Origin of the sequence: Sporosarcina sp. P16b (assembly GCF_002743065.1) — a bacterium.
Taxonomy (GTDB): Bacteria; Bacillota; Bacilli; order Bacillales_A; family Planococcaceae; genus Sporosarcina.
In genome coordinates this window covers 128,039-154,681 of the sequence record NZ_PDYO01000006.1, presented here as the reverse complement: position 1 = coordinate 154,681, position 26,643 = coordinate 128,039, and the positions used below count along the sequence as shown (strand labels likewise).

Here is a 26,643-nt window from a genome sequence, read left to right as displayed (position 1 = left end):
CCTCCTCAAGCTTTTATAAAAGATTTCTCGTGTTACGAGTGGTACTATAATTAGAAGGGGTGACCATTATGGAAATTAATGATCAAGCACGTAAGGAGCTTTTTGCGCACGTAGAAGACTTGTCAGATGAAGTGATTAATCGAAAACCAGCTGAAAACAGATGGTCTATTAAACAAATTATACAACATCTGTACTTAATGGAAGGTAGCGTGGCTAAAATCATTCAGACTAAGCTTTCTAACGACGATCAGAACATTACCACGGTGAAGCCGATTCAACTTACTGTGGATCGTTCTAAAAAAGTCGATGCGCCTGATTTCGTGACACCAACTTCAGATTTTTCTACTCTCCATGACTTGAAAAGCAAGCTTTCTGCTACTCATTCGGCTTTACATGATATAGCTGAAAACGCAACAGAAGATCAATTAGCAGTAAAGTCCTATCCCCATCCTGTTTTTGGTGAAATGAGTCTTACGCAGTGGATTCCATTTGTCGGCTATCATGAACTGCGCCATATTGAACAGATTAGAGAAGTAAAAGAACAACTCGGTATCTGATAAAGACCTCTGCCATAACGTTGCGTTATGGTAGAGGTCTTTTCTCTATCGCTGAATATAGTAAATTGCTTGCTGAATACTTGAAAAGGTTTTTAATATTTGCTGAGGATCTTTAGCTGACGCTAATTTTTGTGCGAGATCTGGCGAGATGCCTGTAATATAAAGTTGACATCCCATAAGCTTTAATACTTGTTGGATTTCTAGCAACCGATCAATCGAAGTTCCTTGTTGCCAATATAAACCCGTTATATCAATCATTACATGATCTACTTCATTTAAGTGAACGTAGTCACTAAGCTTCGTAATTAATAAATTAAAACGTTCTTCAGTCATTTCACCAATTAATGAAACAGCCGCTAGATTATCGTAAATTCTCATGATGGGTAACATGAGTTGTTCTATTTCATGATCCTTTGTATGTAGCTCTTCTATTTGTCTGTATTGTACAGAAACGTCTGTCTGTGTACCAATACAATATGGTACCCCATCAATAACGGTTGGACGAAGACTGAGTCGATTCCAAAATAACGTACCGTCTTTTTTATAGTTTTTCAATACGATTGTAAGAGGTGTTCTTTCTGAAACCGCTTTTCTAATTTTCGAGACTGTACTAGGATCTGTATCCTTACCTTGAAGAAATCTACAATTACGCCCAAGTACTTCTTCTTGAGTATACCCTGTCATCGTTTCGAATGTTTTGTTAGCAAAAATTATTGGATTATCATCTTTCGAATCATCCGTTACCAAAGCTCCAACTCTACTACCATTAATGATCGCTTCCATCAATTGACTTTGAACCGCCGCCGTTAATTTCTTTATTTTAAACACATCCTATCAATTCATATGTTATTTATTATTTTAATAGTAGCATATTACTTCATAAAACATACAAATCATCTGAATCATCGTTGGCTTTACTATGATAAAAAGAAACATCCCTCTGATACTTGCAAATCAGAGGGATGTTGTTTTATACATGTGTAGCTTGCATCTCAGCAAGTTCTTTCTCTGAACATAATACAAAATGTTCAGGAGCCACTTCACGAAATTCCACTTTTTCGTCAGGTCCATATTGATGGTCCTTCGGGTTATACGGGTGGCGCACACGGGAACGTTCATAAATTGGGTCCGGTAGTGGAATCGCTGACAGCAAAGATTTTGTGTAAGCATGCATTGGATTTCGATATAATTCATCCGCTGGAGCCATCTCCACCAGTTTGCCAAAGTACATCACGCCAATACGATCGGAAATGTATTTAACCATCGATAGATCATGAGCAATAAATAAATATGTCAGCCCTTTTTCTACCTGCAATTCTTTCAACAAGTTGACGACTTGCGCTTGGATTGAAACGTCTAGTGCAGATATCGGTTCATCCGCAATGATAAATTCAGGCTCCACGGCTAATGCACGTGCAATTCCGATACGCTGACGCTGACCGCCTGAGAACTCATGCGGATAACGCTCAGCATGTTCACGGTTTAAGCCAACAATCTCAAGCAAATCAATTACCCGTTGCTTTCTATCCGTTTTACCTTTTACTAAACCATGTATATCTAGTCCTTCTGCAATAATATCCAAAACTTTCATCCGAGGATTCAAAGAAGCATATGGATCTTGGAAAATCATTTGCATCTTTCTATTCAGTTCGTGATTTTCCTTTTTACTTTTTGGTGCGTGTACATCTACACCATTATAGAGAACTTGACCCGCTGTCGCATCATATAATCGGATCATTGTACGCCCTGTTGTGGATTTACCGCAACCTGACTCCCCTACTAAACCAAATGTTTCTCCACGTTTTATAGTGAAACTAATATCATCTATCGCACGGACTTCAGTAGATTTCCCTGCATTAAAAAATTGTTTAAGGTTACGTACTTCAATTAAATTGTCTGACATCACACAGTACCTCCCGTCTGATCAACATAGTACCGGCTACCTTTAAATGTTTTCATACGCTCAATAATAAGGGCAGGCGGTTCAACCTGTGGTGCCTGAGAATGCAATAACCATGTCGCTGCGTAATGTGTATCGCTCACTTTGAAGAAGGGAGGCTGACGCTCCATGTCGATCTTCATTGCATATTCACTTCGCAACGCAAATGCATCACCTTTTGGAGGATTTAATAAATCAGGAGGTGTGCCGGGAATCGCATACAGCTTTTGATCTTCTAAATCCATAGACGGCATTGAACTTAGTAAGCCCCATGTATAAGGATGTTGTGGATTATAGAAGATTTCATCCACTGTACCGATTTCAACGATTCGACCACCATACATAACAGCTACTCGATCGGCAACGTTTGCTACTACACCAAGGTCATGCGTGATAAATATGATAGAAGTATCCGTCTTCTTCTGAATGTCTTTCATCAGCTCGAGAATCTGCGCTTGAATCGTGACATCCAGTGCTGTTGTCGGCTCATCTGCAATCAATACTTTCGGATTGCATGCAAGCGCAATCGCAATAACGATTCGCTGACGCTGTCCACCAGAAAATTGGTGAGGGTACATCTTGTACCGATTTTCCGCATTCGGTATACCGACCAGATTCAATAATTCAATCGTCTGTTTACGTGCAGCTGATTTATTTAGCTTCTGATGTTTTAAGATCGGCTCCATGATTTGTCTTCCAATGGTCATAGTTGGATTTAATGAAGTCATTGGATCCTGGAAAATCATCGATATATCTTTTCCACGAATCTTTTGCATATTTTTTTCAGGAATTTTCGTTAAATCTCTTCCTTCAAATAGAATTTCACCATTCTTATATTCAGCACTTGATTCAGGAAGAAGCCGCATGATTGATTTCGTCGTAACAGATTTACCTGATCCCGACTCACCTACGATAGCGAGCGTTTCCCCTTTATGTAAATCAAAGTTAACGCCACGAATCGCTTTCACTTCACCAGCAAATGTGTGGAAGGAAAGCTCGAGGTCTTTTACTTCTAATATTTTTGTCAACTTGCTCTCCTCCTCTTAATCTTTCATTTTAGGATCTAGTGCATCGCGCAGTCCGTCACCTATCAAGTTAAATGCAATCATAAGAACACTAATGACAATGGCCGGGAACAATAATACGTATGGCTGATTCTCCATCACTTTGTATCCGTCGTTGATCAATGTACCTAATGAAGCTGCTGGTGGCTGGAGTCCGATTCCGATGAAGCTCAAGAATGCTTCAAAGAAAATCGCATTTGGAATCGTGAACATCGTATTGATGATGATGATCCCTAGCATGTTCGGCAGTAAGTGTTTCGTAATAATTTTTCCATCTTTGGCGCCTAGCGTACGTGATGCCAATACGAATTCCTGTGATTTATATTTCAATGTCTGAGCACGGACAATACGTGACATTCCTATCCAACCCGTTATGGTGATCGCGACAATGATGGCGGTTATTCCAGGGTCCATAATCATAATCATCAAAATAACGACAATTAATGTAGGAATTCCAATCAAGATCTCGACAACGCGTTGCATGATATCATCTGTACGTCCACCGAAGTATCCAGAAATCCCTCCGTATGCGACACCTATAACCATATCAATCGCCGCGGCTACGAATGCGATGAATAGTGAAACACGAGTACCTTCCCATAGTCTCGTAAACAAGTCACGACCGAGTCCATCTGTACCAAACCAATAATATTCATCAACTTTTTTCATTTCGTATAAATTGACAGTCTTCCCTGCTAGCTTACCATCCCCATCAAAAAATCCTGTTGCTTCAATACCCGGAATTTTAGGTGGTAAGTTTGCATGGCGTAGGTTTTGCGAATCACCCGCATGTCCATTTAAATAAGGACCTATTAGTGCCATGAGTAAAACTAATAAAAGAACGACCATACTGACAATAGCTGCCTTATTTTTACGGAGACCCAACCATGCATCTTGCCAGAAACTCAAACTCGGTTTCTCTATCCGTTCGGAATGATGCGCGTCGATGGTCACTCGCTCAAAATCTTCTGGCGTTAATTTTTCTTCTTCATTTTCATTGCGCATTATCCCTTACCTCCAGACACGCGGATACGTGGATCGATAACCCCGTATAAAATATCCACAATAAAAATAACTACAATAAGGAAAGCCGAGAATAATAATGTCGTACCCATGATCGTAGCGTGATCATTCGTCATGATAGACGATACGAACTGTTCACCTATTCCTGGAATAGCAAAAATTTGTTCTACAACAAGTGAACCCGTCACCAAACCAGCTGCCAATGGCCCGAGAACTGTAATCAAAGGAATTAATGCGTTTCGGAATGCGTGTTTGAAAGCAATTTCGAAACCATTGGCACCTTTCGCTTTAGCCAACATAATATAATCTGAATTCAGTACTTCTATCATCTCAGTCCGTATAAAGCGCGCGGATAGGGCAAGTGGCCCCATAGCGAGTGCAAGCGATGGCAGGACACTAGATTTCCAACCGTCATTCCACAATCCGACCGGTAATAGATGCCACTCTGAAGCAATCCAATATTGTAGCAATGACGCAAATACAAAGGACGGAATGGAAATACCGAGTATCGCAAAAAAGGTGCTTCCGTAATCCCAAAATGTATTATGCTTCAATGCGGCAAGCATACCTAGCAGGATTCCAACTATAGTCCCGAAGACCATCGCTTGCGCTCCCAAGATTAAAGAAGGTTTCAATCTTGTAGCCAATAAATCGTTGACACTCTTCCCTTTAAATACAAACGACGTACCCAAATCACCTTTTGCTAAATTTTTCATATAGATTGCATACTGCACAGGCTTAGGCTTATCGATTCCATACTTCTTTTCAACAATTGCTTTTTGTGTATCATTCAACTTGTTGTAAGAAGCGATCGGTGAACCTGGCAATGTCTGCATAAGGAAAAAAGAGGCCGTTGCAATTAAAAACAGCGTTATGAACATATATACGATGCGTTTTCCAATATACTTAACCACGGTACGTTACACCTCCAAAAGAGTATCTTACTTATTATGCAAGTAACCACTTGACATTTTTCGACAATAAATTAAATATTGAAACTATTTACCGTTACTAAAAAGAGAGTATATAGATATCTACCCCATATACTCTCCTCTATTAAACTCAAATCGTTACTACATTACAATTATTTACCTGAAATGTATGCCCACTTATAGCTATAGTCTGCTCCAAATGGATGATCCACTAAGCCCTTAAAGTAAGGTTTATGCAAGAAAATCAAACCACGTTGATAAATTGGTGCAATCGCAGCGTCTTCATCAAGTAGAATTTTCTCAGCTTTTGCGAATGCTTCATAACGCTCTTCTGGTTTAAGAGCCAATTCGCCTTTTGAATCTTCAATCAATTTATCGTACTCAGGATTAGAGTAAGACATTAAGTTGTTTGTACCATCTGTTACGAATAAATCCATGAATGAAATCGGATCTTGGAAGTCTGGTCCCCAACCTGATACTTGAATATCATAGTCTTGATTACCATCTAAATCCAAACGTACAGAGAATGGTACTTCTTTCAAAGAAATTTTTAGACCTTCCAGGTTACCTTCCAGTTGAGACTTGAAATACTCGTCCATTTTCTTGGAAGCTTCTGTATCTCCGCCAAGAATTTCAAGATCAAGAGATTCAACGCCTAGTTCTTCAAGGCCTTTTTTCCAGTAATCTTGTGCTTCTTCCACATTGTACTCCAAGTGGTCACCGCTCAACTCACGGAAGTCTTTTTCATTTTCATCAAATGCAAAGTTCGTTGGTACTAAGAAGTTTGCTGCTAATGAACCGTTAGCTAGTACTACATCTGCCATGTCTTCCTTTTCGAAAGCTTTAGCAATAGCTTTACGGATATTCACATTAGCAAGTGGTGTTTCTTTACCATCCCGCTCTTGATTAAACTTGAAATAGAATACAGACGTTTCTGGTTGAACCACGGCTTCTTCATCATCGCGATATTGCTGAGCGAGATCACCAGACATTTCTGCCCGATCCAATTTTCCATCCTGGTAAAGTTTTACTGCAGTTGCAGGGTCTTTTACTACGTTTACATGAATTTCATCAAGCTTTACGTTTTCTGCATCCCAGTAGTGTTCGTTCTTAACATAAGTCCAGCTATCGCCAGTTCCATCCCATTTAGTTAAAACGAATGGTCCATTTGAAAGAAGGTTATCAGAGTTTGTTGCAAATGCATCCTCTTTAGAAGCAACGAATTCTTCTTTAAGGGGATAGAAAGTTCCGAATGACATAAGTGACAAGAAATATGGTACTGGACGCTCCAGTGTTACTTCAAACGTCTTTTCATCCACAGCTTTAACTCCAAGCTCAGACACTTCCATTTTTTCTTCAGAGATTGCTGTCGCATTTTTCACTACGCCAGACATCATGAATGGTCCATAAGGTGAACCAGTTGCGGGATCAATTGCACGCTGCCAAGCATAAACGAAATCGTTTGCTGTTACAGGTGTTTCATCAGCCCACATTGCATCGCGAAGTTTGAATGTATATGTCAATCCATCTTCACTTACCTTTGCTTCTTCAGCAGCCATTGCAGGTTCTGCAATATTATCTTGGTTTAAACGATATAAACCTTCATTGATATTGTTTAATACATTGAAGCCTACTTGATCTTCTACGATTGAAGAATCAACAGAAGGAATAGCTGCGCGTTCTGACAAGTAAAGAACCTGTTCTGCATCCGGCTCTCCATCTTCGTCTTTGGCATGCTTTTTTTCTTCAGTTGCTGCATCTTTGTCCTTGTCGTCTCCGTCTGCTGCTGGCTTCTCTTCGTTTTTCGAACCGCCACATGCAGCTAAGAACATACTTAAGACTAATGTTAGTGCCATTAATATAAGCCACTTACTTCTCTTCAAATTGTTGACCTCCCCTTTGATGTTTTTGTAGTCCTAGCTTTTTCATTATACAAGAAAAATGTATAGATGTAAACGCTAACAACACTATTGTCGTAATTTTGAACCATTATGGAAGATTCTACACATTTTAATATATATCTAGTATGATAGAAAGTAGTTACTCACTCTATAAATGAAAAGAAGGATTCCATATGAAACGTAATATTATTGTATTTCTACTATCTCAATTAGTAATTGTTATTTCCGTTTATTCAGTATACGATAAAATTTCGCTACTCGGCTATATTAATGTCTCCTTTTTCGTCAGTGGGTTTCTGCTATTTATCGGTGCATTGGTATTCATTATCCGTACAGGCTCTTTTGACTTTTTCATGAAGAGTACACGAAAGGTCTTTGCTTTGAAAGGCCAGAGGGAAGCGCTAGATTCGATGCGGGCCCCATCTGAGACGATATCAATGAGTCCGGCATGGTTTTTCACCGCTGGTATCCCAACTTTTCTTTTGATGATTGTTGCGCTTCTGGTATACTATTTATAATTTTTAATCCTGACAGAACACCTTAGGTCTATTATTTTCCACATTAAAAGAGCCCTTCCTTAAGGAAAGGCTCTTTTCGGAGTTATTTACGTTCTTCTACGTCTAATTTACTTCCATCATTAAATTTAATTTCCACTTCAATCTTCTCGTAATTTGCATCCAAGCCAAAGACTTTCAGCACTTGATCAATCGCTTCCTGGTTTGTGCTATCTTTTGTCAAATCGAGTTGTTTAACCTTAGGGTATAAATCATCAAATGCTTCTTGATTTTTTAGGTATACGTCATTTACCTCATCTTCCACTTTCGCTTCAATTGGTTCGTTTTTGTCTTGTTCAATTTCTGCTTCGTATTCTTTATCTCCACTGTACGAAACCTCTATCTTGATTTCTTCAAATGAAAGTTTATCCATATCTGCTTTCATATTATCCGTCGCAGAATCTGATTGTTGTACAGCGTCTGTGTTACCTTCGTCGGCAGAGTTTTTGTTAGTATCATCAGTTGCAGGCTCTAAAGGTTGTTCCACAGGCGGTGTTGTGCCTGAATTTTCTTCCGCAGCGTCATTCGTTGTATCAGTACCACATGCTGCGAGGCTGAGTGCCATGACAGATATTCCAGTTAGTAACATACGATTCATATACTATTCCTCCTAAAGTTGTCATACTTTTATTAATACCCCAATTTCTATTTTTTAATCGCTTAGTTTTAATTAATGAAGGGTATGTTGTACGTAAAGGAGTGATTTTAAATGAATCATCAAAGTTCCTTAACTGCTAAAGAAGCTGTTGATTCTATTGAATCAGCGGTGAATACAGAAAGTCATTTACGACGTGCACACGCAATTGGCGTTGCATTTGATGCGACTTTCCAACCAACCGGGGCTGCTGTACCTTGGACAACCGCTGCTCATCTACAGCAAACAGAAGTTCCAGCCGTTGTACGTTTTTCTCACAGTTCTCCAAGCCGAAAGTCAAATGAGCAATTGAATCCAGTTAAAGGAATGGCAGTGCGTTTTCAGTTATTTGATGGTACTTTCACAAATTTGACTATGGCCAATATACCGATCTTCATCAGTAAAACTCCAGATTCCTTTATTCGTCTGATACAGGCATTCGATTCTAGCAGTACATGGTCACAACGAATAGATGCACTGATACATGATACAGAGTACAAAGCATTTGGTTCCATTATAAAAGAACTACAACCTTTTCGTAATTTCGAGTCTCTCCATTACTATTCTATCCATGCATATTATTTGAGAAATGAGGAGTTGCAAAGACAAGCTGTCCGATTTGAATGGCAACCTCTTCCGCAAAATGATGATGGGAATGTCAACAACTCTATGGAAAATGAACTCATTCATAAGGTTAAACTAGATCAGTCTATACGTTTTCGCTTACTCATACAATTCGCCGAACCAGGAGATGCAATTGATGATCCTACTATCGCCTGGCCCGATGATCGAGAAAAAATTGAAGCAGGAATCCTGACACTGAAATCTCTTCGTGCAGATAACGCAGAGTCCTTCATCTTTGATCCAACAGTCACTATAGAAGGAATAGAATGCAGTGACGACCCAATATTACATTTTCGTTCCAAAGCATATGCTGAATCTGCCAAGCGACGTGGCGTTAGGTAAAAAGATGAAAACTTTAATTAAAAATTATACAAGTTTTAACAGCATATTTTTCGACACTACCATTTTAGTCATCCTATTCAGACCAAGTTTGCAAACATACATTCATGAATAATGGCGGTCAATCGTTAACGTTTCTACAGTTAGTTACTGAAATCTTTATTGGATGGCTGAAAATAATGAAAAATACCTCACTATATTCACTAAGAAAATGCCTGTTATATCGGTCACGATATAACAGGCATTTTTCATTCACGATCTTCTGATAATCCTCTGCGTTGAATACTTCCCCATTCACGTTTTCCGCGCAGTGCACTACTAATCCCCTCCGTGCGCCAAATCAGAGTTAATGGCCTATACCAAAACACTTCGGTTAATGACAACATCACTAGACGAAATAGATCTTTCACTGCGGGATACGTATTACGGCTCCACGCCTCCAATAAGATGGATGCCATCGAAAACAGGGATCCATATAAGATGAATAATAACCCAAGAATTCCAGCGAAAACTATATACGCTTCTCCCATAAATAGACATAGGACCATATAGGCATAGCCAGCCAATTCTATTACCGGTCCAAGCAATTCAATAAACAAGAAATACGGAATAGATAGTAGCCCTACAGAACCATACTTGGGATTAAACGCCATTTTCTTATGTAACCATAGGCTTTCGGCCAGTCCCTGATGCCAACGTCGACGCTGAGTACGTAAATCTTTGAAGTTATCAGGAGCTTCTGTCCAACAAACAGGATCTGGTGTAAACACAATTTCTTTATCTTCTTTTCGATCTGATATTTCTTCATGTAGCTTAACTACTAATTCCATATCCTCTCCAACTGTATTCTTGGTATATCCGCCTACTTGCAATACCCATTTCTTTGAAAAGACACTGAATGCTCCCGATATGATTAACACCATATTGTATTTACTAAGCGCCATCCGCCCCATAAGAAACGCACGCATATACTCTATAATTTGCATTATGACGATAGTTGAGCTCGGCAAACCTTCCCTGACGACTTGCCCCATTTGTATTTCATAGCCATTGGCGATCCGCACAGTGCCGCCTGTCGCAATCACTTCTTTATTAGATTCCATGATAGGTTTCATTACACGCAGCAGTGATGTATTGTCCAATATGGAATCACCATCGATTGAACAGAAATACGGGTATTTTGACACGTTAATTCCCACATTTAAGGCGTCTGCTTTTCCACCGTTCACTTTCGTAATCAACAGTAAATTGGGGTGCATATCGGATTGATAGATAGCTTCAATAGGTTGTGTTTCAAGTTGTTGATTCACTACTTTCCGAATTGGCTTCATATTGAAATGCTCAATTACGACATCTTCCGTATTATCTATAGACCCATCATTGATTACTAATATTTCAAATTGGGGATACTGCAATGCCAACAACGAATAAATATTCCCAAGCACACCTTCTTGCTCATTGTAAGCAGGAACAATTATCGTTACGGGTTGCGTATATATAAAATCTACCGCTCCTTCATCCGATAACTTTTTCTGCAACTTCCGTTCTTTTCCTAACTGAATAAAAGCGATAACTAACATGGATGAATACGAAAAAATAACAGCCAGCATATAGACGAGCAATATATAGCCAACAAACCCAAAAAACGAAGACGTGATTAAAGGTGTGTTCATCTTAGTACTCCTTCCCGAACATCTCTTCTGCTACATCGATTGCGAACTCATCTGTAGACATCGTTATGACAGAGTAAAGTGCTTGGTGACCATTTTTCAAAGATTTAATCGATTTAGCAGCTTGGGCACGAACTTGATAGTTAGGATCTTTGATTAAACGTTCAAGTATAGGTAATGCTTCTTCCGTCGGTGCAAAACGGAAAATCTTCGCTGTCATCAGACGTTCTTCCCAGATGGTTGAATGGGAGAATGATTCATATAACTCAAGCGAATTCGCTACTCCCAGTTCTGCAATGCTTTTTAATGCTCTAATCCGTATTTCTTGCGCCGGATTGTCTAAACACTGATGCAATAAAGGAAGCCAATCAAGGTAATGATGAACACCTATAATTTCGATCATCGTCAGCTGAAGCAATTCAGGCAAAACATTGAAATCTTTCGCTAGTAAATTAATCTGTTCTTCATCTAACTCCATCAACAATTTTTTATAATCAAATTCACCTAGTGGAACTTTCGGAGCCACGAAGTGAGTTACGAAATCAGTACGAGAAAACTTTACTATAATCTCATAAATCAATAATAATTCTGTTTTCGAATACTTTTTCTTTTTTTCCAATAACGACGAAACCGGGTCTAGCATAAACTGTAAGTTGAATAAGCTGATTTTATTGAGCGTATTAATACGCAGTTCCCTACTCCGACTAGTGAGCTTTTTACTATAGTAATCACTCATATATAACGAAGCAAAAGCATTTACCTTGTCATTAATTTCTTCTGAGGAAAAGTGGTAGTTAATGCGAAAAAACAACTCATCAATCGCTTCGAGTTCTAGATTCTTATGAGGTTTAAGCGCTACAAGTGACAATCCGTCTCCGAATAAATATTCATACCAGTCGACTTGACGATCTTCGATATACTTTCCAATCGCCTCTTTTTTTTTCACTTCTTGCATTCTATAAAACACAAGTAAAAAGAACAGAGCGAAGAGTATAATCAGCAACACTACAATGACTAGTAGCAATGAAAGTAATAGCTTATCCATAATAAATTCGTCTCAATACTTTCTTTATTTGTGATTCAAATAATTTCGGATTGAATGGTTTCGTTATGTATTCATCGACCCCGTATTGATAAGCGTAAATCATTTCCGCTTCACTTTTTCTCTTGGTCATCATAAAGACGTGATATTTCTGCATATTCGGCAATTCGCGTAGTGTGTATAATACTTCCAGTCCATTTTTTCTCGGAAGAATATCATTCATAATGACTAAATGAGTGTGGGAAGACTGGTACCAATTGGATTCAATGAAATATTGTCCGTCACGGAACACTTGGATATCCAGGTCCAGTTGTTTTACTGAAATACGCTCCACTAGTTTCTGTATAATCATCGTGACAACGGGATCATCTTCTATAATACTCACCCGCACACATTGTCGCTCTAACTTTCTAAAAGAACGATCTTTTACATAAGGCGTATCACCTCGTAATTGCAATGCACGGTTTACTGAATCATTTCCAATTTGCAGCACATCTTCAAACGCCGCATCCCCGTTACGAATTTCAATTACTGAAACGCCCACTCGGTAAGAACGAGTGGATTCGGTGCGGCGCAATCTTTCAATAAAGACATCCGCTTCATCTTCTCCGGTATTCGCCATTAAAATGATATCCGGTTCACCTATCGGGAAACTGAATAATAAATCTGAAGTACGCATCTGCTTCAGAAGAATTTGCTTCATTTCAGGACTTTCAGGGCTCTTGACAAAGACAAGGGTGAACACTTGCCGGAAACGTTTGGTGTTGGCCATCTGCCAATGAAAGAGTGAACGAAAGAGTGAAGCATCCAAGATATTCAGTTCATTTTTATTTATTTGCATACTCATTACACCCTTCCTCAGCTAACTTATTATTAATCTTTCTTCAAGTAGACTATGCATAGTAAGTGAATCTATCATCGCTATGTTAGTGAGCTTACTCTCATTTTTCAGTAAAGGTATCACTACCCTTTTGACTGTTTTTCTCTTATAGGTTTCATCTAAGATCTCTTCCATCATCGGGAAATATGTCAGCCAATAGAAAGCCGAAATATCTTTAGCAAAGTATTTGTATACGGTATGTACCCCTTGCCATTTAACAATGGGATTCTTATCAAAATCTGCATAGTCTCCCGCAAAATAATAGGTATTCGCCTGTTCTTGATGTAACACTGCGGGGAATACTTCCGGAATATCGGCCTCTTGTAATACACTACGACCTTTTTCTGTCAAATTAAATTCATATGTCGCCAATATTTTGGTTTGTTCAAACGGTTCCACTACATCGAACCAATACATATAATTCGATGAATATACTTTTGGGAATTTTTCTTTTCCATCTTTCGTTAACTTGAAATGGGCAGCACTTTTATTTTCTTGTCCATCCAAGACAATCACTTTTCCAGATGTATGAACAAACGCGAGACCTGTACCAGCAAACAACCATTCACTATTCTTCTCCTCTTTATATCCTTCGATAAGCCATTGGGGTACTTCTGCATTCGACAAATCAGTAAAATAGCGTCCAATCCATCCTGTCCAAGTAATCCCTAGTTCCTTTTGCATGATCGTGCTCATTTCTTCACTAGTTGGTGATGCAAAACTATTGAATTCTGCGATTAGTGTCGTGTCCTCACCTTTGCTAGCCATTAGTTCGTTCCACTCCATCAATTCCATACCACCGTATAATAGTTCCGATCGTGAACCATCAGGTTTAGCTTTAAGATCATCGCTGAATACACCATACGTATCCGCTACATAGATCATATCAAGTGGCCGTTCGTGAAATGGCTCCATCGCGACTTGGTCATACGGATCGAACCCATAATAATCAAGACTTTTATCATAAGGTTCCTTGTCAGGCCGCACGATTTTCTTTCCTTCCAATACATGAAAAAAACCGCTATGCTCACGATAATCTTCCTTCGCGACCGATTTATCGATCACTGCTATATCCAGTATTTTCTCTTCTTTGATAGCCCAATAAATTCGTGGAGACAACACGAGTAAAATCAACAGTATAGCTATGGCTATTTTTTTCACTAAGATGTCTCTCCTTTACATATATTGATTACTAGTTAATTTTTCAAATCCATTCTTATTATACTGTCTAGTATTCTTTCAAACAATCTGTCAGTACGTAATAACAGTATAAATATACTAGAAAAATGAGGTTATATTAGTGTATAATTAATTAATAGTACTAAAATATCATGAAATTCTATTCTATCTGCGTAAGTAGAGAAAGGTGACTACTATGTCTAAAAAATCCCGAAGTATTTGGATGGTAGCGATTCTATTGATTCTATCTAACTTTATTTGGTTAAAACCAATGTTAACTATGCGCATTGACCAACCAAAAGCCACATGGTTGTGGCATACATCGCAAATACTTAATCAGTCTAGTACACTCATCGAGTTTTTAGATAAAAAAAATGTATCCACGCTGTATTTGCAAATTAACGCAGATATACCAAATGATGCTTACCAACGCTTTATTCGCAAAGCGAGCGAGCGAAATATAGAAGTACACGCCCTGGATGGCGCGCCATATTGGGCAACTGACCAACAATCTGTTCAAAATTTCTTTCAATGGGTAGAAAGTTATCAATCGGTTTCCGAAAACACTGAACAGTTTACCGGTATTCATTTGGATATTGAACCGTATATTTTGCCTACATGGGATTCTAATTTACAAGGGACCGTTCAGAGCTATCAGCAGAATATTCGATTAGCAGCTGACAAATCCGCTAACCTTGGATTACATTTTGGAATCGATATACCGTTTTGGTTTGATTCCATCAACTATTCGAATGTCATAGGTGAAGGTGTACTTTCAGAATGGCTGATCGACCAGTCCGATAGTATAAATGTCATGGCTTACCGTAACAAGGCGGATGGACACAATGGAATGATCAGTTTAGCAAAAAGCGAAATAAATTATGCTAGCGTCACAGGCAAGCAAGCGCGCGTTGCCACAGAAACTAGTAAATCTTCTGAAGGCGATTATCTATCTTTCTTCGGTAAAAATAACGCATATATGGAAAAACAGTTAAAAGAAGTTGAACGATCCTTTAGTCATGCTGAAGGGTTCCGTGGAATTGCTATTCACTCGTTAGAGAGCTGGATGATACGTAAATAGTTGGATATGTATGAAGAGTGTAGCCATCTAGAAATATGTTGCTAAACAGGTTTTTCAAACGCATTTTTAAAGCGTCAACAAGAGACTTTCGGATTTTCTGTGCTATGTTCTATTCAATGGACCTTTTAAAAACTAATTTGCAGTAATTACGTTTCTATCAGATGACTTCGGTATTGTGCCGAAGTCGTCTTTTTTATTTCTCGTTGTTCATAGGAACTATACTAACGATACATACTCATCTACTAGTGCTTTCAGCAGATCAAATAATAGCCGTCTTACTGAATTATAACCATTTTGAAGCGACCTAAAAAGATTACTAGAGTACTTCTACTGAAAGTTATATGGCTGTAATGGATACGAAATTCTTTATTCCCATCTGGGTTATTTTTAAACCATGAAGGGTATATTACTACGTAGAGACTTAATCTACACACGACGTATGTCCTATTTCATACGATTTGATTACTACACAGATATTCAACCATATTCTATTCATGCATACTTATAAAGAGCAATTCCCCAGCGAGACAGGCTACCTTATTTACATTGAAACTCTTCCTCAAAGTACTGATGATAATGGCTGCACTTTTATAGAAAATGAACTCATTTCTTTAGTTGAACAAGCGGAATCTATACGTTTACACTTACCCATACAATACGCTGACCAAGTAGTTTTAATTGACACTCCCCATTATTGCCTGCCCAATAACTGAAATAACGAAACATGAACGTTACGATAAACCCTTTTCATATAAATTAACAGAAGATCTCTCGTCGTGGATCCACTAATACATTTCTGTTCCGCGTAGCCCGATGAATCAGCTAAGCAACACGACGTTAGTAAAAAGAATTTACAACTATGTACTAAAATCCCAATGGTATTTTATAGCATTAAAGTTTTCATTTATTAATTAATATTTTTAAGTATTTTTACTACGAGTCATTTTTCTATGAATCTATAATCATGCGCAAAATCAGACTTTTGTATTGTTATTTTTACAAATACATTTGAAACTTGATTTTTTTATTACACTTTTGTTAAACTAGCAACGTGTCAATTCAATGAACGGATTAAATTCATCATTTTGCATGAATCAGAACATGCTAGTTAGGCTGGCAGGAGGGGTTGACTACTTATTACAAGGAGCTGATGTGTATGACTACGGAAGACGAAAGAATATTGAATACTATGGAAGAAGATGAAACGGAAAAGGATTATTCCTTAGATCGTGTACCTTTGGAAGACCGAAATAAAAGTTGGCTGAGCATTACGAACATCACGTTCGGAATCGCAACTGCTATCTTTTATTTTCAAATGGGTAGTGTCATGGCTTTGCAATTCGGTGCACCAAACGCTATCGTTTCGGCTATCTATGCTATTATCGTCGCCGGTTTGCTTGGTACGGTCATTGCGTATTTATCTGCTAAATCTGGCATGAACGTTAATCTATTATCACGAGGTGGCGGATTTGGCTATATCGGATCATCGCTAACATCATTGATTTATGCTTCGAACTTTATTATGTATTGTGCGTTTGAAGGGTTAATCCTCGTTTCCGCTGTACACTTTTTTATGCCTGATTTTCCCAAGTGGATTTTAATTATCATTTTCGGTACGCTTGTTATTCCACTGAATTGGTTCGGAATTGAGCAATTGGACAAGCTTCAAAAATGGTCCATGCCAATATTTATGGTATTCCTTGTCGCGGCCATTGTATTATCGTTCATCAAACCGGCTGTTTATACAGGACCTGTGTTCTCTTATATGCCTGAAGGCGTTCAGTTTGGGGGAACAGCATTATTATTCTGTATCGGGATGCACAATGGAATTATGGGGTTAACGGCTTTACTCGCTTCAGACTATGCACGTTTCCTAAAGCCGTCCGATAGAAAGTTCGGTTCAATTGCAATCGGTTTCATTCCGCAGATTTTCTGTTATGGGGTAATGGGCGGACTCGGTATTTGGTTCGGAGTGCGATTCTTGGAAAAAGATCCAGGCGTATACATCGTACTGTTGTTAGGTATCGGTGGTGCATTATTTACGATGTTGACACAGTTGCGTATTAACGTAACCAATATCTACAGTAGTTCTTTATCGCTATCAAATTTTTTCGAGAATGTTTTCCGCTTCACGCCCGGACGCAGATTCTGGGTAGTGATCTCAGCTGTAAGTGCTATCTTATTAATGCTTGGTGGAATCGTGGATCACTTAGATACTGTCATGACATTCCAAGGTGTGTTCTTATTTTCGTGGGCTGCTATTCTTGTGACAGATGCAGTAGTCGTCAAAAAGTGGCTGAAAATAGGTCCGACCTATTATGTTGCTAGACAAGAGTATTTGTACAAATGGAACCCTGTTGGTGTTGCTTCGCTACTTATAGCCAGCACATTCGGATCTGTCGCGGCGTCTGGATATCTTGGGATATTCCTACAGTCTACAGCTGCATTTATGGCTGCTATATTAGCTGCTGTATTGACAGTAATCATCGCCATGTATACAAAAGGCAAATATTATTTAGTACGGGAGCCAAATGATATTACTGCAGAAGATAAACTAGGGTAGGATTAAGCTACTTGTGAAAACACGAAAAACATAATTAATAAAATACGCATGAAAAAAGCCGTCTCTTTGAAGACGGCTTTTTTGTAGTTATGAAATGCTCCAAATTCAAGCTTTGTCATCTTGTTGATAGAAAACGGGTGGCACAGATCCAAATACCCTACGGTGATATAACATAGGATCTTTATTTTTCTCGATTTTTAAATCGATTACTTCGCCTATAAGAATAGTGTGATCTCCCGCTTCAATCGTTTGGAACGTTTTACATTCGAATACACCGAATGCATCTTCGATAATTGGTAATCCGTTATCTGACATTTCCCATTTACATGTAGAGAAACGATCTTCTACGCGACTCGCAAACGTATTACAAAGCTCTTGTTGATCACCTGCAAGTACGTGCACAGCAAATTTACCGCCCTCTGTGAAGGCTTTAATAGACGAAACTCTATGATCAATAGACCATAAGAGAAGCATCGGATCCAAGGATACAGAGGCGAAAGAGTTTACTGTCAGTCCAACTGGTGTGCCGTCTTCAGTTACTGCAGTCACCACTGTTACACCAGTGGGATAATTCCCCATAATTTCTTTGAATAAATTCTGTTGTTCTTCTTTTGTCATGAAACATTCTCTCCTTTACAAATAAGCCAATTTACGTAACAGATTTTGTCCATCACTTTTGAAGTAGGCATGTCTATATCCATCATAGCACTTTCACCATCTTTCTTCAGTTTTCTCCACATGTAATCACGTATTCTTCTGGAGTATGCATTTTTTCATTATATTTTATCTTTTTCTGCATGGTCATTGTCATGACTAAAGTACCACTTCCGAACTTTCAGGTTTACAAAACAAAAAATAGGATATTTACAACATAAGAAAGTCTATCAAACATCTAAAGGAGGAAATTACTAATGAATTTGAATAAACTTAAGAAAAGTAATTTATTGAAAGTAGGAACAGCTGCCATTCTTTCTGTGGGTGTTCTTAGTGCTTGCGGAGATGATGATCCCGTTATAGATGAAAATGACGATGTTGAAGTAGATCAACCCGCTGATGTAACGCCAGATGATGATGTGAATGTGGACGAGCCAGAAGTAGATATGGAACCGGAACCGGACACAGATACTGAAGTTAAAAATAATGATGAATAACCTATAGTATGAACAGTCCCCTCTATAATCACTCAAATACGATGATTTATAGAGGGGTTTTTATTTTACATATTCATTCTGAGTTATTACTCCCTCAATTTTCCCCATTTTTACTGTGTAAGATCTTGGCACTATGTATAATTTTTCCCCATTCATCACACTATGAGAAGTAGTGGTGCATTGGTAAATTATGAAAGTCATATATACAAGGAGGAGAGCAACGTGACAGAACCTAGACAACCTGAAGATACACAAAAAGGAATGAGTCGTAGGAATTTCATGAAAAACACCGGTCTATTAGCTGGTGGTCTAGTTGGTGGATCACTATTCGGTGGATTATTGACTAACCAGCTCCAAAAACCAGGCGCACCTACAAACACGGGAAAAGAAGATAACCACTTATTGGAGGCACGCACATTCTTTAGTAATGCCGAAGACTTTCTTATACTTTCCGCCGCTACTGAAAGGCTGTTTCCCAAAGATGATTTAGGCCCAGGCGCTATTGAACTAGGAGTCCCCTACTTTATCGATCGACAACTTGCCGGGGAATGGGGAATGAACGGAAAAGAATATATGAAAGGGCCGTTTTTGCAAACAGGTGCAGCAGATCAATATGAAAACCAAGAAGATACGACGCAAGACCAAGGTCCAAATGCTGAAACGCAAGTACCTACACCAGCCTTCAGGTATCAGACTCCCATGACAAGAGGAGATATTTTCACGGAAGGCGTACATGCATTGGAACAAACGGCACAAGAGAAATTCGAAACAAACTTTCGTAATTTAGAACCGGAGCAGCAAGATGAGATTTTGCAGATGTTCGATGAGGGTAAAGGGAAAGTGAACGGTGTCGCTTCGACGACGTTCTTTAATCTGTTACTACAAACAACCATTGAAGGTGCGTATGCTGACCCAGTCTATGGAGGGAACCGTAATATGGAAGGCTGGAGAATGAAAGAATTCCCTGGTCCACGTATGAGCTATACAGCAGATATTGAAAAAGAAGACTTCATAGTAATGAAACCTGAAAGCTTACGTAATTACCAAGGTCACTGATAATGGGAGGAACTCATATGGCGAAAAAACTAAAAAAAGTAGATGTTGTCGTAGTAGGAAGTGGTTGGGCAGGTGGAGTAGTCTCTGCTGAATTAGCTAAAGCCGGCTATCAAGTAGTAACACTAGAACGTGGCAAAAAACAAGACCGACGGGACTATATCGGTGTTAAAGATGAATTACGCTATACTAATCGTTACGAGATGATGCAAAATCTATCTCCTGAAACCATTACGTCACGCGTAAACATAGAAGATACTGCCCTTCCTGTCCGGACAAGGGCAGAAATGATGGCTGGTACCGATTTAGGCGGTGGTAGTGTCCACTGGGCAGGTGCGACATATCGATGGAGACCGATCGACTTTGAATTGCGTTCTAAAACCATTGAACGTTACGGCAAAGAGAAAATTCCTGAAGGTATGACGATTCAAGACTGGGGCATCACGTATGATGAAATGGAACCTTATTACGATAAGTGGGAAAAAACCGCCGGTACTTCAGGCGAACCCGATCCACTTGGAGATAAGCGTTCTAATGATTATCCTAATCCTCCTATGCTAGCATCGCCAGCTGTAAAGTTATTTAAAGAAACCACAAAGAGAATGGGTTATCACCCTTACCAAGTTGCTTCTGGAAATTTATCACAGGCGTATACGAATCCCGATGGTGAAAAATTAAATGCTTGTATGTTCTGCTCTTATTGTACGATGTACGGCTGTGACTTCACGGCTAAATCGGACCCATTGGCTACAGTTATTCCAACTGCCCGAAAAACTGGAAACTGCGAAATTCGGACCAACTCTTTAGTGCGTCGCGTTCTGCATAAAGATGGAAAAGCGACCGGTGTTCTATTTACTGATACACGTACAGGAATTGAATATGAACAACCTGCAGACGTTGTCGTATTAGGTGCATTTTCCTTTACCAATAATCGCTTATTGATGCTTTCCGAGATTGGGACACAGTATGATCCAACAACACGTAAAGGAACAATTGGACGGAACTTTAATGGACAATTTAACATTACATTCCTTGGAGCAAGAGGATACTTTGAAAAGAAGAAGTTTAACCTCTATATGGGGGCAGGTGCTCTTGGTGGTGCTATGAGTGACTTCGCCGGCGATAACTTTGATCACTCTAATCTGGATTTCATTAACGGTGGCGGCATCGAAATGCGCCAATACGGGGATGGTGCTATTTCGACGAACCATGTTCCTAGAGGGACACCGAAATGGGGACCTGAGTTTAAGAAAAACTCGATCCATTACGCAAATCGTTCGCTAGTTGTATGGTATACACCTGCTGTCATGTCATGGTGGCATAATTACGTGGATCTTGATCCAACGTACAAAGACGAATACGGAGATCCCCTACTGCGCATTACGAATCGTTACACAGATCAAGACCGCAACATTGCTAAATTCGGAATTGAAAAATGTAGCGAAATCATGAAAGAAATGGGTGCAGATATCATAGACGAAGATGAGGTTCCAGAAGAGTTTGACCACATATATTCAGGCGGTCACTATGCGGGCGGCATCATCATGGGGGCAGACCCTGAAACCTCTGCGGTGAATAACTACCTGCAAATGTGGGAGATGGACAACCTATTCGTAGTCGGCGGTTCAGCGTTTCCTCAATTCGGAGGTCATCACCCCACTTCAACTATCGGCGCGTTGGCATATCGTGCAGCAGAAGGTGTAGAGAAGTATTTAAAAGAAGGCGGTCCGCTTGTAGAAGCTAAGCAAGCAACTCTAAACGCCTAATAATCTCTGCAGCCGAATAGATTTCGGCTGCTTTTTTAATGTAATATTACTATTATTAAAACTCCTCTTTACAAAAAATTAGTTTTCCATACTATTCATCCTGTTGGCTTATGTTAAAACGACATTGCACACGAGGCATGCCAATCAATTTCTATTTGATTGATCCATTTATTGTTATAGTAATCAATAGATTAATTGATATATCGATTTAATTCCTCACATTTGCATAGTGTCACACCATAATATATATCCTTCTGCAACAACTTTACAAATCGACATCAAAGAATTGTCTCGATTCTCCCTTTTGGCTAGTAAATTATTAGACTAGTTTTGCGAAAGGAAAATAAGTAGAGGAATTTGAATGGTGAAACAATTCGCTAATATTAAATCTCTTAAAGAAAAGAATAAAACAGTTATATGTAAAGATTAGCAAACTCGGACCTATTTCTAAAATCGATTTAATTGCTGAAACCGAACTTACACTTACTACTTGTTCTCGTCTACTCGATGATTTATTAGATCAAAACAAATTATTGAAAGCGGGTTCGGAGAATCCAATGGTGGACGTAGACCACATTTATATGAAATTAATGCCGCCGCTTCTAACTTAATTGGTATCGATATCTCCAGAACCTATACAAAAGTCTTATTAATGAATTTGAAGTTAACTATTTTAGACGAAGCATATTTTAAAATGGATTATACGACTACTCCTAGTTTGACTATAAGTCTCATTACAAAAAATCCAATGTATGCTAGGCAAAAGACAATTATCACCCGAATCAATACTTGGAATTAGAATTGGAGCAATAGGTCCCTTGGACAAAGAGAAAAAATGATACTGAACCCATCACAATTCTTAGCATCGGAATGGATTAACGTCCCTATAAAAATAGAATTGAGCACAGATCCTGGAATAGATGGCTTTATTGATTATGGTGTGAATTCTGCTGCACTTGCGGAATATAAACACCCCTTTTCCAAAACATACGAAAACATGATCTATATTTATAAAGGTATTGGTAGCCGAGCTAGAATAATTATAGATGGAAAATTAAAGCATAATTAATCTAACGTCAATGTGTATGGGAAAGGACATATGATTGTGGACATTAACGGCCGCAAATGTACTTGTGGATCCAATGGTTGTATTCAAGCATATTCATCTATTCATGTAATAACAACAGACGTAATAGGCTCTTTAAAACAAGAAGAGAAATCTATTCTCTTAGATAGGATTGATGTAATCGAGAGTATCCAATTCGATGATATATGTCGGGCTGTAAATGATATCGATCCTTTGTGTTTTGACATTATGGAAAGGGCTGCACATTACACAGGAATAGGTCTTTCCAATTTAATGAACATTCTTCAACCTGAATTAATTATATTAAACGGACCTGCTTATCGTATTACGGTCTTGTTCTATGATGTCGTGAAAAAGATAGCTGTTAACAGAAGTAAAATACTTTCCCCAGATATAGAAGTCCTATTCAGCCGTGGATTATGAGGAGAAAATGCAACAGCAATAGGAGCAGGTCAATTAGTCATTAACCATTACTTGGAGTAATATATTTAAAACGATTCAAATAAATTACTTCTTTATACACACTTTAACCCAAAACGGTCTAAAGTATGTTACAATTAAGATAGAGAAAAGCACTATAAAGGAGTTGAAAAATTGAAGGTAAATTGGAAACTACTAAGTGAAATATTTGTTACATTTTTAAAGATCGGACCTGTTACTTTTGGCGGTGGATATGCGATGATTCCACTCATTGAAAGAGAGGTAGTCACAAAAAAGAAATGGGTAAAGGCGAATGAAGTCGCGGACGTTTTCGCAATTGCCGAGTCAGTACCTGGAGCGATTGCAATTAATTCAGCAACTTTTATTGGTTATCGAATTGCACGCACTCCAGGTGCGATTGTTGCGATGGCTGGAATCTTAATTCCAACATTCATAATCATCATAGGATTGAGCATCTCATATTTATATTTTAAAGATAACCCTAAGATGGAAGCGGCATTTGAAGGTATCAGACCCGCAATAGTAGCATTGATTACGTTTGCTGCTTACAAAATCGGGCAAATGGCTATAATTGATAAAACTACGCTAATCACAGCTTTCGTAACAGTAGTCATATTGTATTTTTCAAGTCTCCATCCTGCCATCATAATTCTCTCTGGTGCCATTGTCGGGATATTACTTATCAAAATAAAAGAACGTTTAGGGCACACTGTTCAATTTGATGAATAAGTCATCAGATTGGGAAAGGCTGGTGAATGTATAATATGATTCTATTTGAATTATTTAAGACCTTTTTCACGATTGGTTTGATTTCGTTTGGCGGAGGATATGCGATGATTCCCGTTATCGAATTAGAAGTAACGCAACATGATTGGATGACTATACAAGAGTTTACAGATATCATTGCAATCGCCGGTATGTCCCCTGGTCCCATTGCAACCAATAGTGCAATCTTTGTCGGTTACAGAACAGCAGGTTTCTCTGGTGCCCTCGTATCGGCATTCGGTATGATATTGCCTTCTCTAATAATTATTTTAATCATCTCAACATTCTTTAACAGAGCAAATAAACATAGAACAGTACAATCCGCCTTTTATGGTCTTCGTCCAATCATCGTAGGATTAATTATTTATGCAGCAATCAAATTTGCGGTGTCCAATGAACTACTCGGCACACTGTCATTTCATTCAATTAGCTTATTGGGTATTTTTGGGACTGCTCTCCTCGCCTTGATAAAGTTCAGTGTGCATCCAGCATTAGTTATTATTGCAGCAGGTGCAATAGGCATGGTATTTTACTAATCTATTGTCCTAATTGGAAATATTAAATAGTATTCAAAAAACCACGCTAATTTCATCAATTCAATTGGTGATGAAATTAGCGTGGTTTTATATTAACATGTCTAGGCAATATAAAAAGACAGACGCTGACTTAAGAACATAATCTGTTCAACCTTTTTCTATCTAGTTTCTGCCTTAAATTCAAGGCCCTTCACCTAAATATGTGCTTGTCTAGGATTCATACATAATCCATTACAAATTGCACTACAGTAAATTCGTCTCTTTATAGTGTTCTGTAATGTGCGTGAAAAAGTGACGACGTTGTAAGGATTTAATTAAATTGTTTTTCCCTTTCACCACCGCGTCGGTAAAGCGCAATTGATGATAGCTACAGATCTCCGTCTACTAATTCTTCATTATTTTCATACAGTTTTGGACAGCTGGGTGGTCAATGAGTTGGTCTAGCTGAATCCACTCCGCGTATCCAGTCAGCGCTTGATAAGATGAGCTACAATCGTACCTGTCAATGAACGCTGTGTCTACTAAGCGAACTATTTCTTCATTCGACATTATTATCCACTCCATTCATTTCTAGTTGATTGACTCGTTGTTTGCTTTAGTAAAAGAATGACAATCACCATTAGTGCTGCAATAAATATCCATCCGTGTGAAAAGGAACCACTTGTATCTACGATATAACCAAACAGCGGCGGAATAATCAAAACACCCCATGAGCTGATTGTTATAGTAACGCCTGTAGCGAGACCAGATTTCTCTTTTTGTACTAGTTCCACTATTATTGTCATCCAGACACCATTATAGCCAGATATAGAAAAACCGAAAATAAAGACTGTAAGCAATATAACAATAAGATGTGTTGTTGGTGGAAACAGAGCACATACTAACGCACATGTTCCAGTTATAACCGTTACAATGAACATAATAATCATTCGATTTCCCGCAAAAAGTCGATCACTAATCACGCCCCACGCCACTCTTCCGATTGACCCTCCTACTTCAACTAATACGAGCAATAGTCCTGCTAAAACAAGTGTCATTTCCAGTTCTTCAAATGCGAATAAAATGATGTATGTAGTCAAGCATAATTGTGCCCCCTGTAACCCCATCGCACTGATACTTAGTAAGAGAACTGGTTTATTTTTTATAATCGCTCGAAAATCTTCTTTAAACTCTTTTTTATTTAATGAGGACGCTTTCTTTATTGTAGACTCTGGTGCATCTTGATAGTAATTAGCCACTAATGCCCCTATAGCTAACAGTAACAAACAGCTGATGAATAAAGATGGACGCCATCCAAATTCTTTGGCTAAAGGCAATAATAACAGCGCAGCCAATGCAGATCCCACTGTAATCCCCATTTGCTTAATCCCCATCGCGGTACCACGGCTTCGTTGGGGGAACCAATAGAGAATTCCTCGATTAGTAGTTGGATGCATAGCGGCATACGCTCCACCGCCTACTACTACAAATAAAAGCATTATGAAGAAGTTAGTAGAGAATGAAATTAAAACAAAACTTATTGCCAGCAGTGATATTGTTGTAAATAACTGCTTTTTGGATCCTAAACGATCTACTAACAAACCAGATGGGATCGCGGCCAAAGATTGTCCCAGAAAAAGAGCAGCAGGTATAAACCCAATATGTGTATTGGAAAGTGCTAAATCTTTACTGATTAAAATTGTCAAAGGAGCTAAGCTTCTTCCAACGAAAGATACCATGACTTGAGCAATTAACAACCAAATCAGCATCTTCCATGCCATACGTAGCGTATGTTCTTTAGATTGTCCATTTATCATTCGGATCATCTCATTTACTTTCTATAATGAAAAAGAGAGCGCTGGCAATCAGCAAACTCTCTTTTT

At 38.7% G+C, this 26,643-nt stretch carries 24 protein-coding genes and 1 pseudogene; 11 read left to right on the top strand and 14 right to left on the bottom strand.

What is annotated here, in order from left to right:
* The first annotated feature begins 68 nt into the window (after positions 1 to 68).
* Positions 69 to 557: a DinB family protein gene (locus CSV77_RS09635; protein ID WP_099673249.1), complete on the top strand. Its 489-nt coding sequence runs from the start codon at positions 69 to 71 to the stop codon at positions 555 to 557.
* A gap of 45 nt (positions 558 to 602) precedes the next feature.
* Here CSV77_RS09635 and ytvA read toward each other — a convergent pair whose 3' ends face one another.
* The 6 genes from ytvA to CSV77_RS09605 form a co-directional block, all read right to left on the bottom strand.
* Positions 603 to 1,385 carry a YtvA family blue-light photoreceptor gene (gene ytvA, locus CSV77_RS09630; RefSeq protein WP_099673248.1) on the bottom strand — a complete coding sequence of 261 codons (783 nt, stop codon included), beginning with the start codon at positions 1,383 to 1,385 and terminating at the stop codon, positions 603 to 605.
* A gap of 142 nt (positions 1,386 to 1,527) precedes the next feature.
* Positions 1,528 to 2,460: an ABC transporter ATP-binding protein gene (locus CSV77_RS09625; RefSeq protein ID WP_099673247.1), complete on the bottom strand. Its 933-nt coding sequence runs from the start codon at positions 2,458 to 2,460 to the stop codon at positions 1,528 to 1,530.
* Entirely contained in the window at positions 2,460 to 3,524 is a 1,065-nt protein-coding gene (locus CSV77_RS09620) for an ABC transporter ATP-binding protein (RefSeq protein WP_099631893.1), read from the bottom strand. The genes CSV77_RS09625 and CSV77_RS09620 overlap by 1 nt, the downstream gene beginning before the upstream one ends.
* A 15-nt stretch (positions 3,525 to 3,539) precedes the next feature.
* Positions 3,540 to 4,565, bottom strand: coding sequence for an oligopeptide ABC transporter permease (gene opp3C / locus CSV77_RS09615; RefSeq protein ID WP_099673246.1), 1,026 nt, complete (start codon positions 4,563 to 4,565; stop codon positions 3,540 to 3,542).
* Positions 4,565 to 5,497 carry an oligopeptide ABC transporter permease gene (opp3b, locus tag CSV77_RS09610; protein WP_099631891.1) on the bottom strand — a complete coding sequence of 311 codons (933 nt, stop codon included), beginning with the start codon at positions 5,495 to 5,497 and terminating at the stop codon, positions 4,565 to 4,567. Before opp3b ends, opp3C begins: the two co-directional genes overlap by 1 nt.
* 170 nt (positions 5,498 to 5,667) lie before the next feature.
* Entirely contained in the window at positions 5,668 to 7,398 is a 1,731-nt protein-coding gene (locus tag CSV77_RS09605) for a peptide ABC transporter substrate-binding protein (RefSeq protein ID WP_099673245.1), read from the bottom strand.
* A 191-nt stretch (positions 7,399 to 7,589) separates the two neighbouring features.
* Here CSV77_RS09605 and CSV77_RS09600 point away from each other — a divergent pair, with 191 nt between their 5' ends.
* Positions 7,590 to 7,934, top strand: a complete 345-nt coding sequence (locus CSV77_RS09600) for a DUF3899 domain-containing protein (RefSeq protein ID WP_099673244.1) — start codon at positions 7,590 to 7,592, stop codon at positions 7,932 to 7,934.
* Between the two features lie 82 nt (positions 7,935 to 8,016).
* Here CSV77_RS09600 and CSV77_RS09595 read toward each other — a convergent pair whose 3' ends face one another.
* Entirely contained in the window at positions 8,017 to 8,568 is a 552-nt protein-coding gene (locus CSV77_RS09595) for a YusW family protein (protein ID WP_099673243.1), read from the bottom strand.
* Positions 8,569 to 8,679: 111 nt separating this feature from the next.
* Between CSV77_RS09595 and CSV77_RS09590 the strand changes: the two genes are divergently transcribed.
* A complete protein-coding gene (locus tag CSV77_RS09590) occupies positions 8,680 to 9,570 on the top strand; it encodes a catalase (RefSeq protein ID WP_099673242.1) in 891 nt (296 codons plus the stop codon).
* Between the two features lie 245 nt (positions 9,571 to 9,815).
* Here the strand turns inward: CSV77_RS09590 and CSV77_RS09585 are convergent, their stop codons facing one another.
* The 4 genes from CSV77_RS09585 to CSV77_RS09570 are packed head-to-tail and all read right to left on the bottom strand — an operon-like array spanning position 9,816 to position 14,320.
* Positions 9,816 to 11,240 carry a glycosyltransferase family 2 protein gene (locus tag CSV77_RS09585; protein ID WP_099673241.1) on the bottom strand — a complete coding sequence of 475 codons (1,425 nt, stop codon included), beginning with the start codon at positions 11,238 to 11,240 and terminating at the stop codon, positions 9,816 to 9,818.
* A gap of 1 nt (position 11,241) precedes the next feature.
* Positions 11,242 to 12,282: a HEAT repeat domain-containing protein gene (locus tag CSV77_RS09580; protein WP_099673240.1), complete on the bottom strand. Its 1,041-nt coding sequence runs from the start codon at positions 12,280 to 12,282 to the stop codon at positions 11,242 to 11,244.
* Positions 12,275 to 13,126: a response regulator gene (locus CSV77_RS09575; RefSeq protein WP_099673239.1), complete on the bottom strand. Its 852-nt coding sequence runs from the start codon at positions 13,124 to 13,126 to the stop codon at positions 12,275 to 12,277. The genes CSV77_RS09580 and CSV77_RS09575 overlap by 8 nt, the downstream gene beginning before the upstream one ends.
* Positions 13,127 to 13,141: 15 nt before the next feature.
* Positions 13,142 to 14,320, bottom strand: coding sequence for a hypothetical protein (locus CSV77_RS09570; RefSeq protein WP_099673238.1), 1,179 nt, complete (start codon positions 14,318 to 14,320; stop codon positions 13,142 to 13,144).
* A gap of 214 nt (positions 14,321 to 14,534) precedes the next feature.
* Between CSV77_RS09570 and CSV77_RS09565 the strand changes: the two genes are divergently transcribed.
* Positions 14,535 to 15,419: an amidase gene (locus CSV77_RS09565; RefSeq protein ID WP_099673237.1), complete on the top strand. Its 885-nt coding sequence runs from the start codon at positions 14,535 to 14,537 to the stop codon at positions 15,417 to 15,419.
* Between the two features lie 1,156 nt (positions 15,420 to 16,575).
* Entirely contained in the window at positions 16,576 to 17,982 is a 1,407-nt protein-coding gene (locus tag CSV77_RS09560; RefSeq protein WP_099673236.1) for a purine-cytosine permease family protein, read from the top strand.
* A gap of 105 nt (positions 17,983 to 18,087) precedes the next feature.
* Here the strand turns inward: CSV77_RS09560 and CSV77_RS09555 are convergent, their stop codons facing one another.
* A complete protein-coding gene (locus CSV77_RS09555; protein WP_099673235.1) occupies positions 18,088 to 18,600 on the bottom strand; it encodes a flavin reductase family protein in 513 nt (170 codons plus the stop codon).
* 293 nt (positions 18,601 to 18,893) lie between these two features.
* Here CSV77_RS09555 and CSV77_RS09550 point away from each other — a divergent pair, with 293 nt between their 5' ends.
* The 6 genes and pseudogenes from CSV77_RS09550 to CSV77_RS09520 all read left to right on the top strand — a co-directional run bounded on the left by CSV77_RS09550 (position 18,894) and on the right by CSV77_RS09520 (position 24,781).
* Complete coding sequence (locus tag CSV77_RS09550; RefSeq protein ID WP_099673234.1) at positions 18,894 to 19,133, top strand: hypothetical protein; 240 nt, start codon at positions 18,894 to 18,896, stop codon at positions 19,131 to 19,133.
* 222 nt (positions 19,134 to 19,355) lie between these two features.
* Positions 19,356 to 20,189 (top strand): gluconate 2-dehydrogenase subunit 3 family protein, encoded by an 834-nt coding sequence (locus CSV77_RS09545; protein WP_099673233.1) that lies wholly within the window; start codon positions 19,356 to 19,358, stop codon positions 20,187 to 20,189.
* Positions 20,190 to 20,206: 17 nt separating this feature from the next.
* On the top strand, positions 20,207 to 21,952 hold the full coding sequence (locus CSV77_RS09540; RefSeq protein WP_099631876.1) for a GMC family oxidoreductase: 1,746 nt from the start codon (positions 20,207 to 20,209) through the stop codon (positions 21,950 to 21,952).
* A gap of 835 nt (positions 21,953 to 22,787) precedes the next feature.
* Positions 22,788 to 23,462, top strand: a pseudogene (locus CSV77_RS17130) (ROK family protein).
* Between the two features lie 171 nt (positions 23,463 to 23,633).
* On the top strand, positions 23,634 to 24,209 hold the full coding sequence (locus CSV77_RS09525) for a chromate transporter (protein WP_099673230.1): 576 nt from the start codon (positions 23,634 to 23,636) through the stop codon (positions 24,207 to 24,209).
* A 35-nt stretch (positions 24,210 to 24,244) separates the two neighbouring features.
* Positions 24,245 to 24,781 carry a chromate transporter gene (locus CSV77_RS09520; RefSeq protein ID WP_099673229.1) on the top strand — a complete coding sequence of 179 codons (537 nt, stop codon included), beginning with the start codon at positions 24,245 to 24,247 and terminating at the stop codon, positions 24,779 to 24,781.
* 384 nt (positions 24,782 to 25,165) lie between these two features.
* Here the strand turns inward: CSV77_RS09520 and CSV77_RS16910 are convergent, their stop codons facing one another.
* On the bottom strand, positions 25,166 to 25,330 hold the full coding sequence (locus CSV77_RS16910; protein ID WP_158232057.1) for a hypothetical protein: 165 nt from the start codon (positions 25,328 to 25,330) through the stop codon (positions 25,166 to 25,168).
* Between the two features lie 2 nt (positions 25,331 to 25,332).
* Complete coding sequence (locus tag CSV77_RS09515; protein ID WP_099673281.1) at positions 25,333 to 26,577, bottom strand: MFS transporter; 1,245 nt, start codon at positions 26,575 to 26,577, stop codon at positions 25,333 to 25,335.
* Between the last annotated feature and the right edge of the window lie 66 nt (positions 26,578 to 26,643).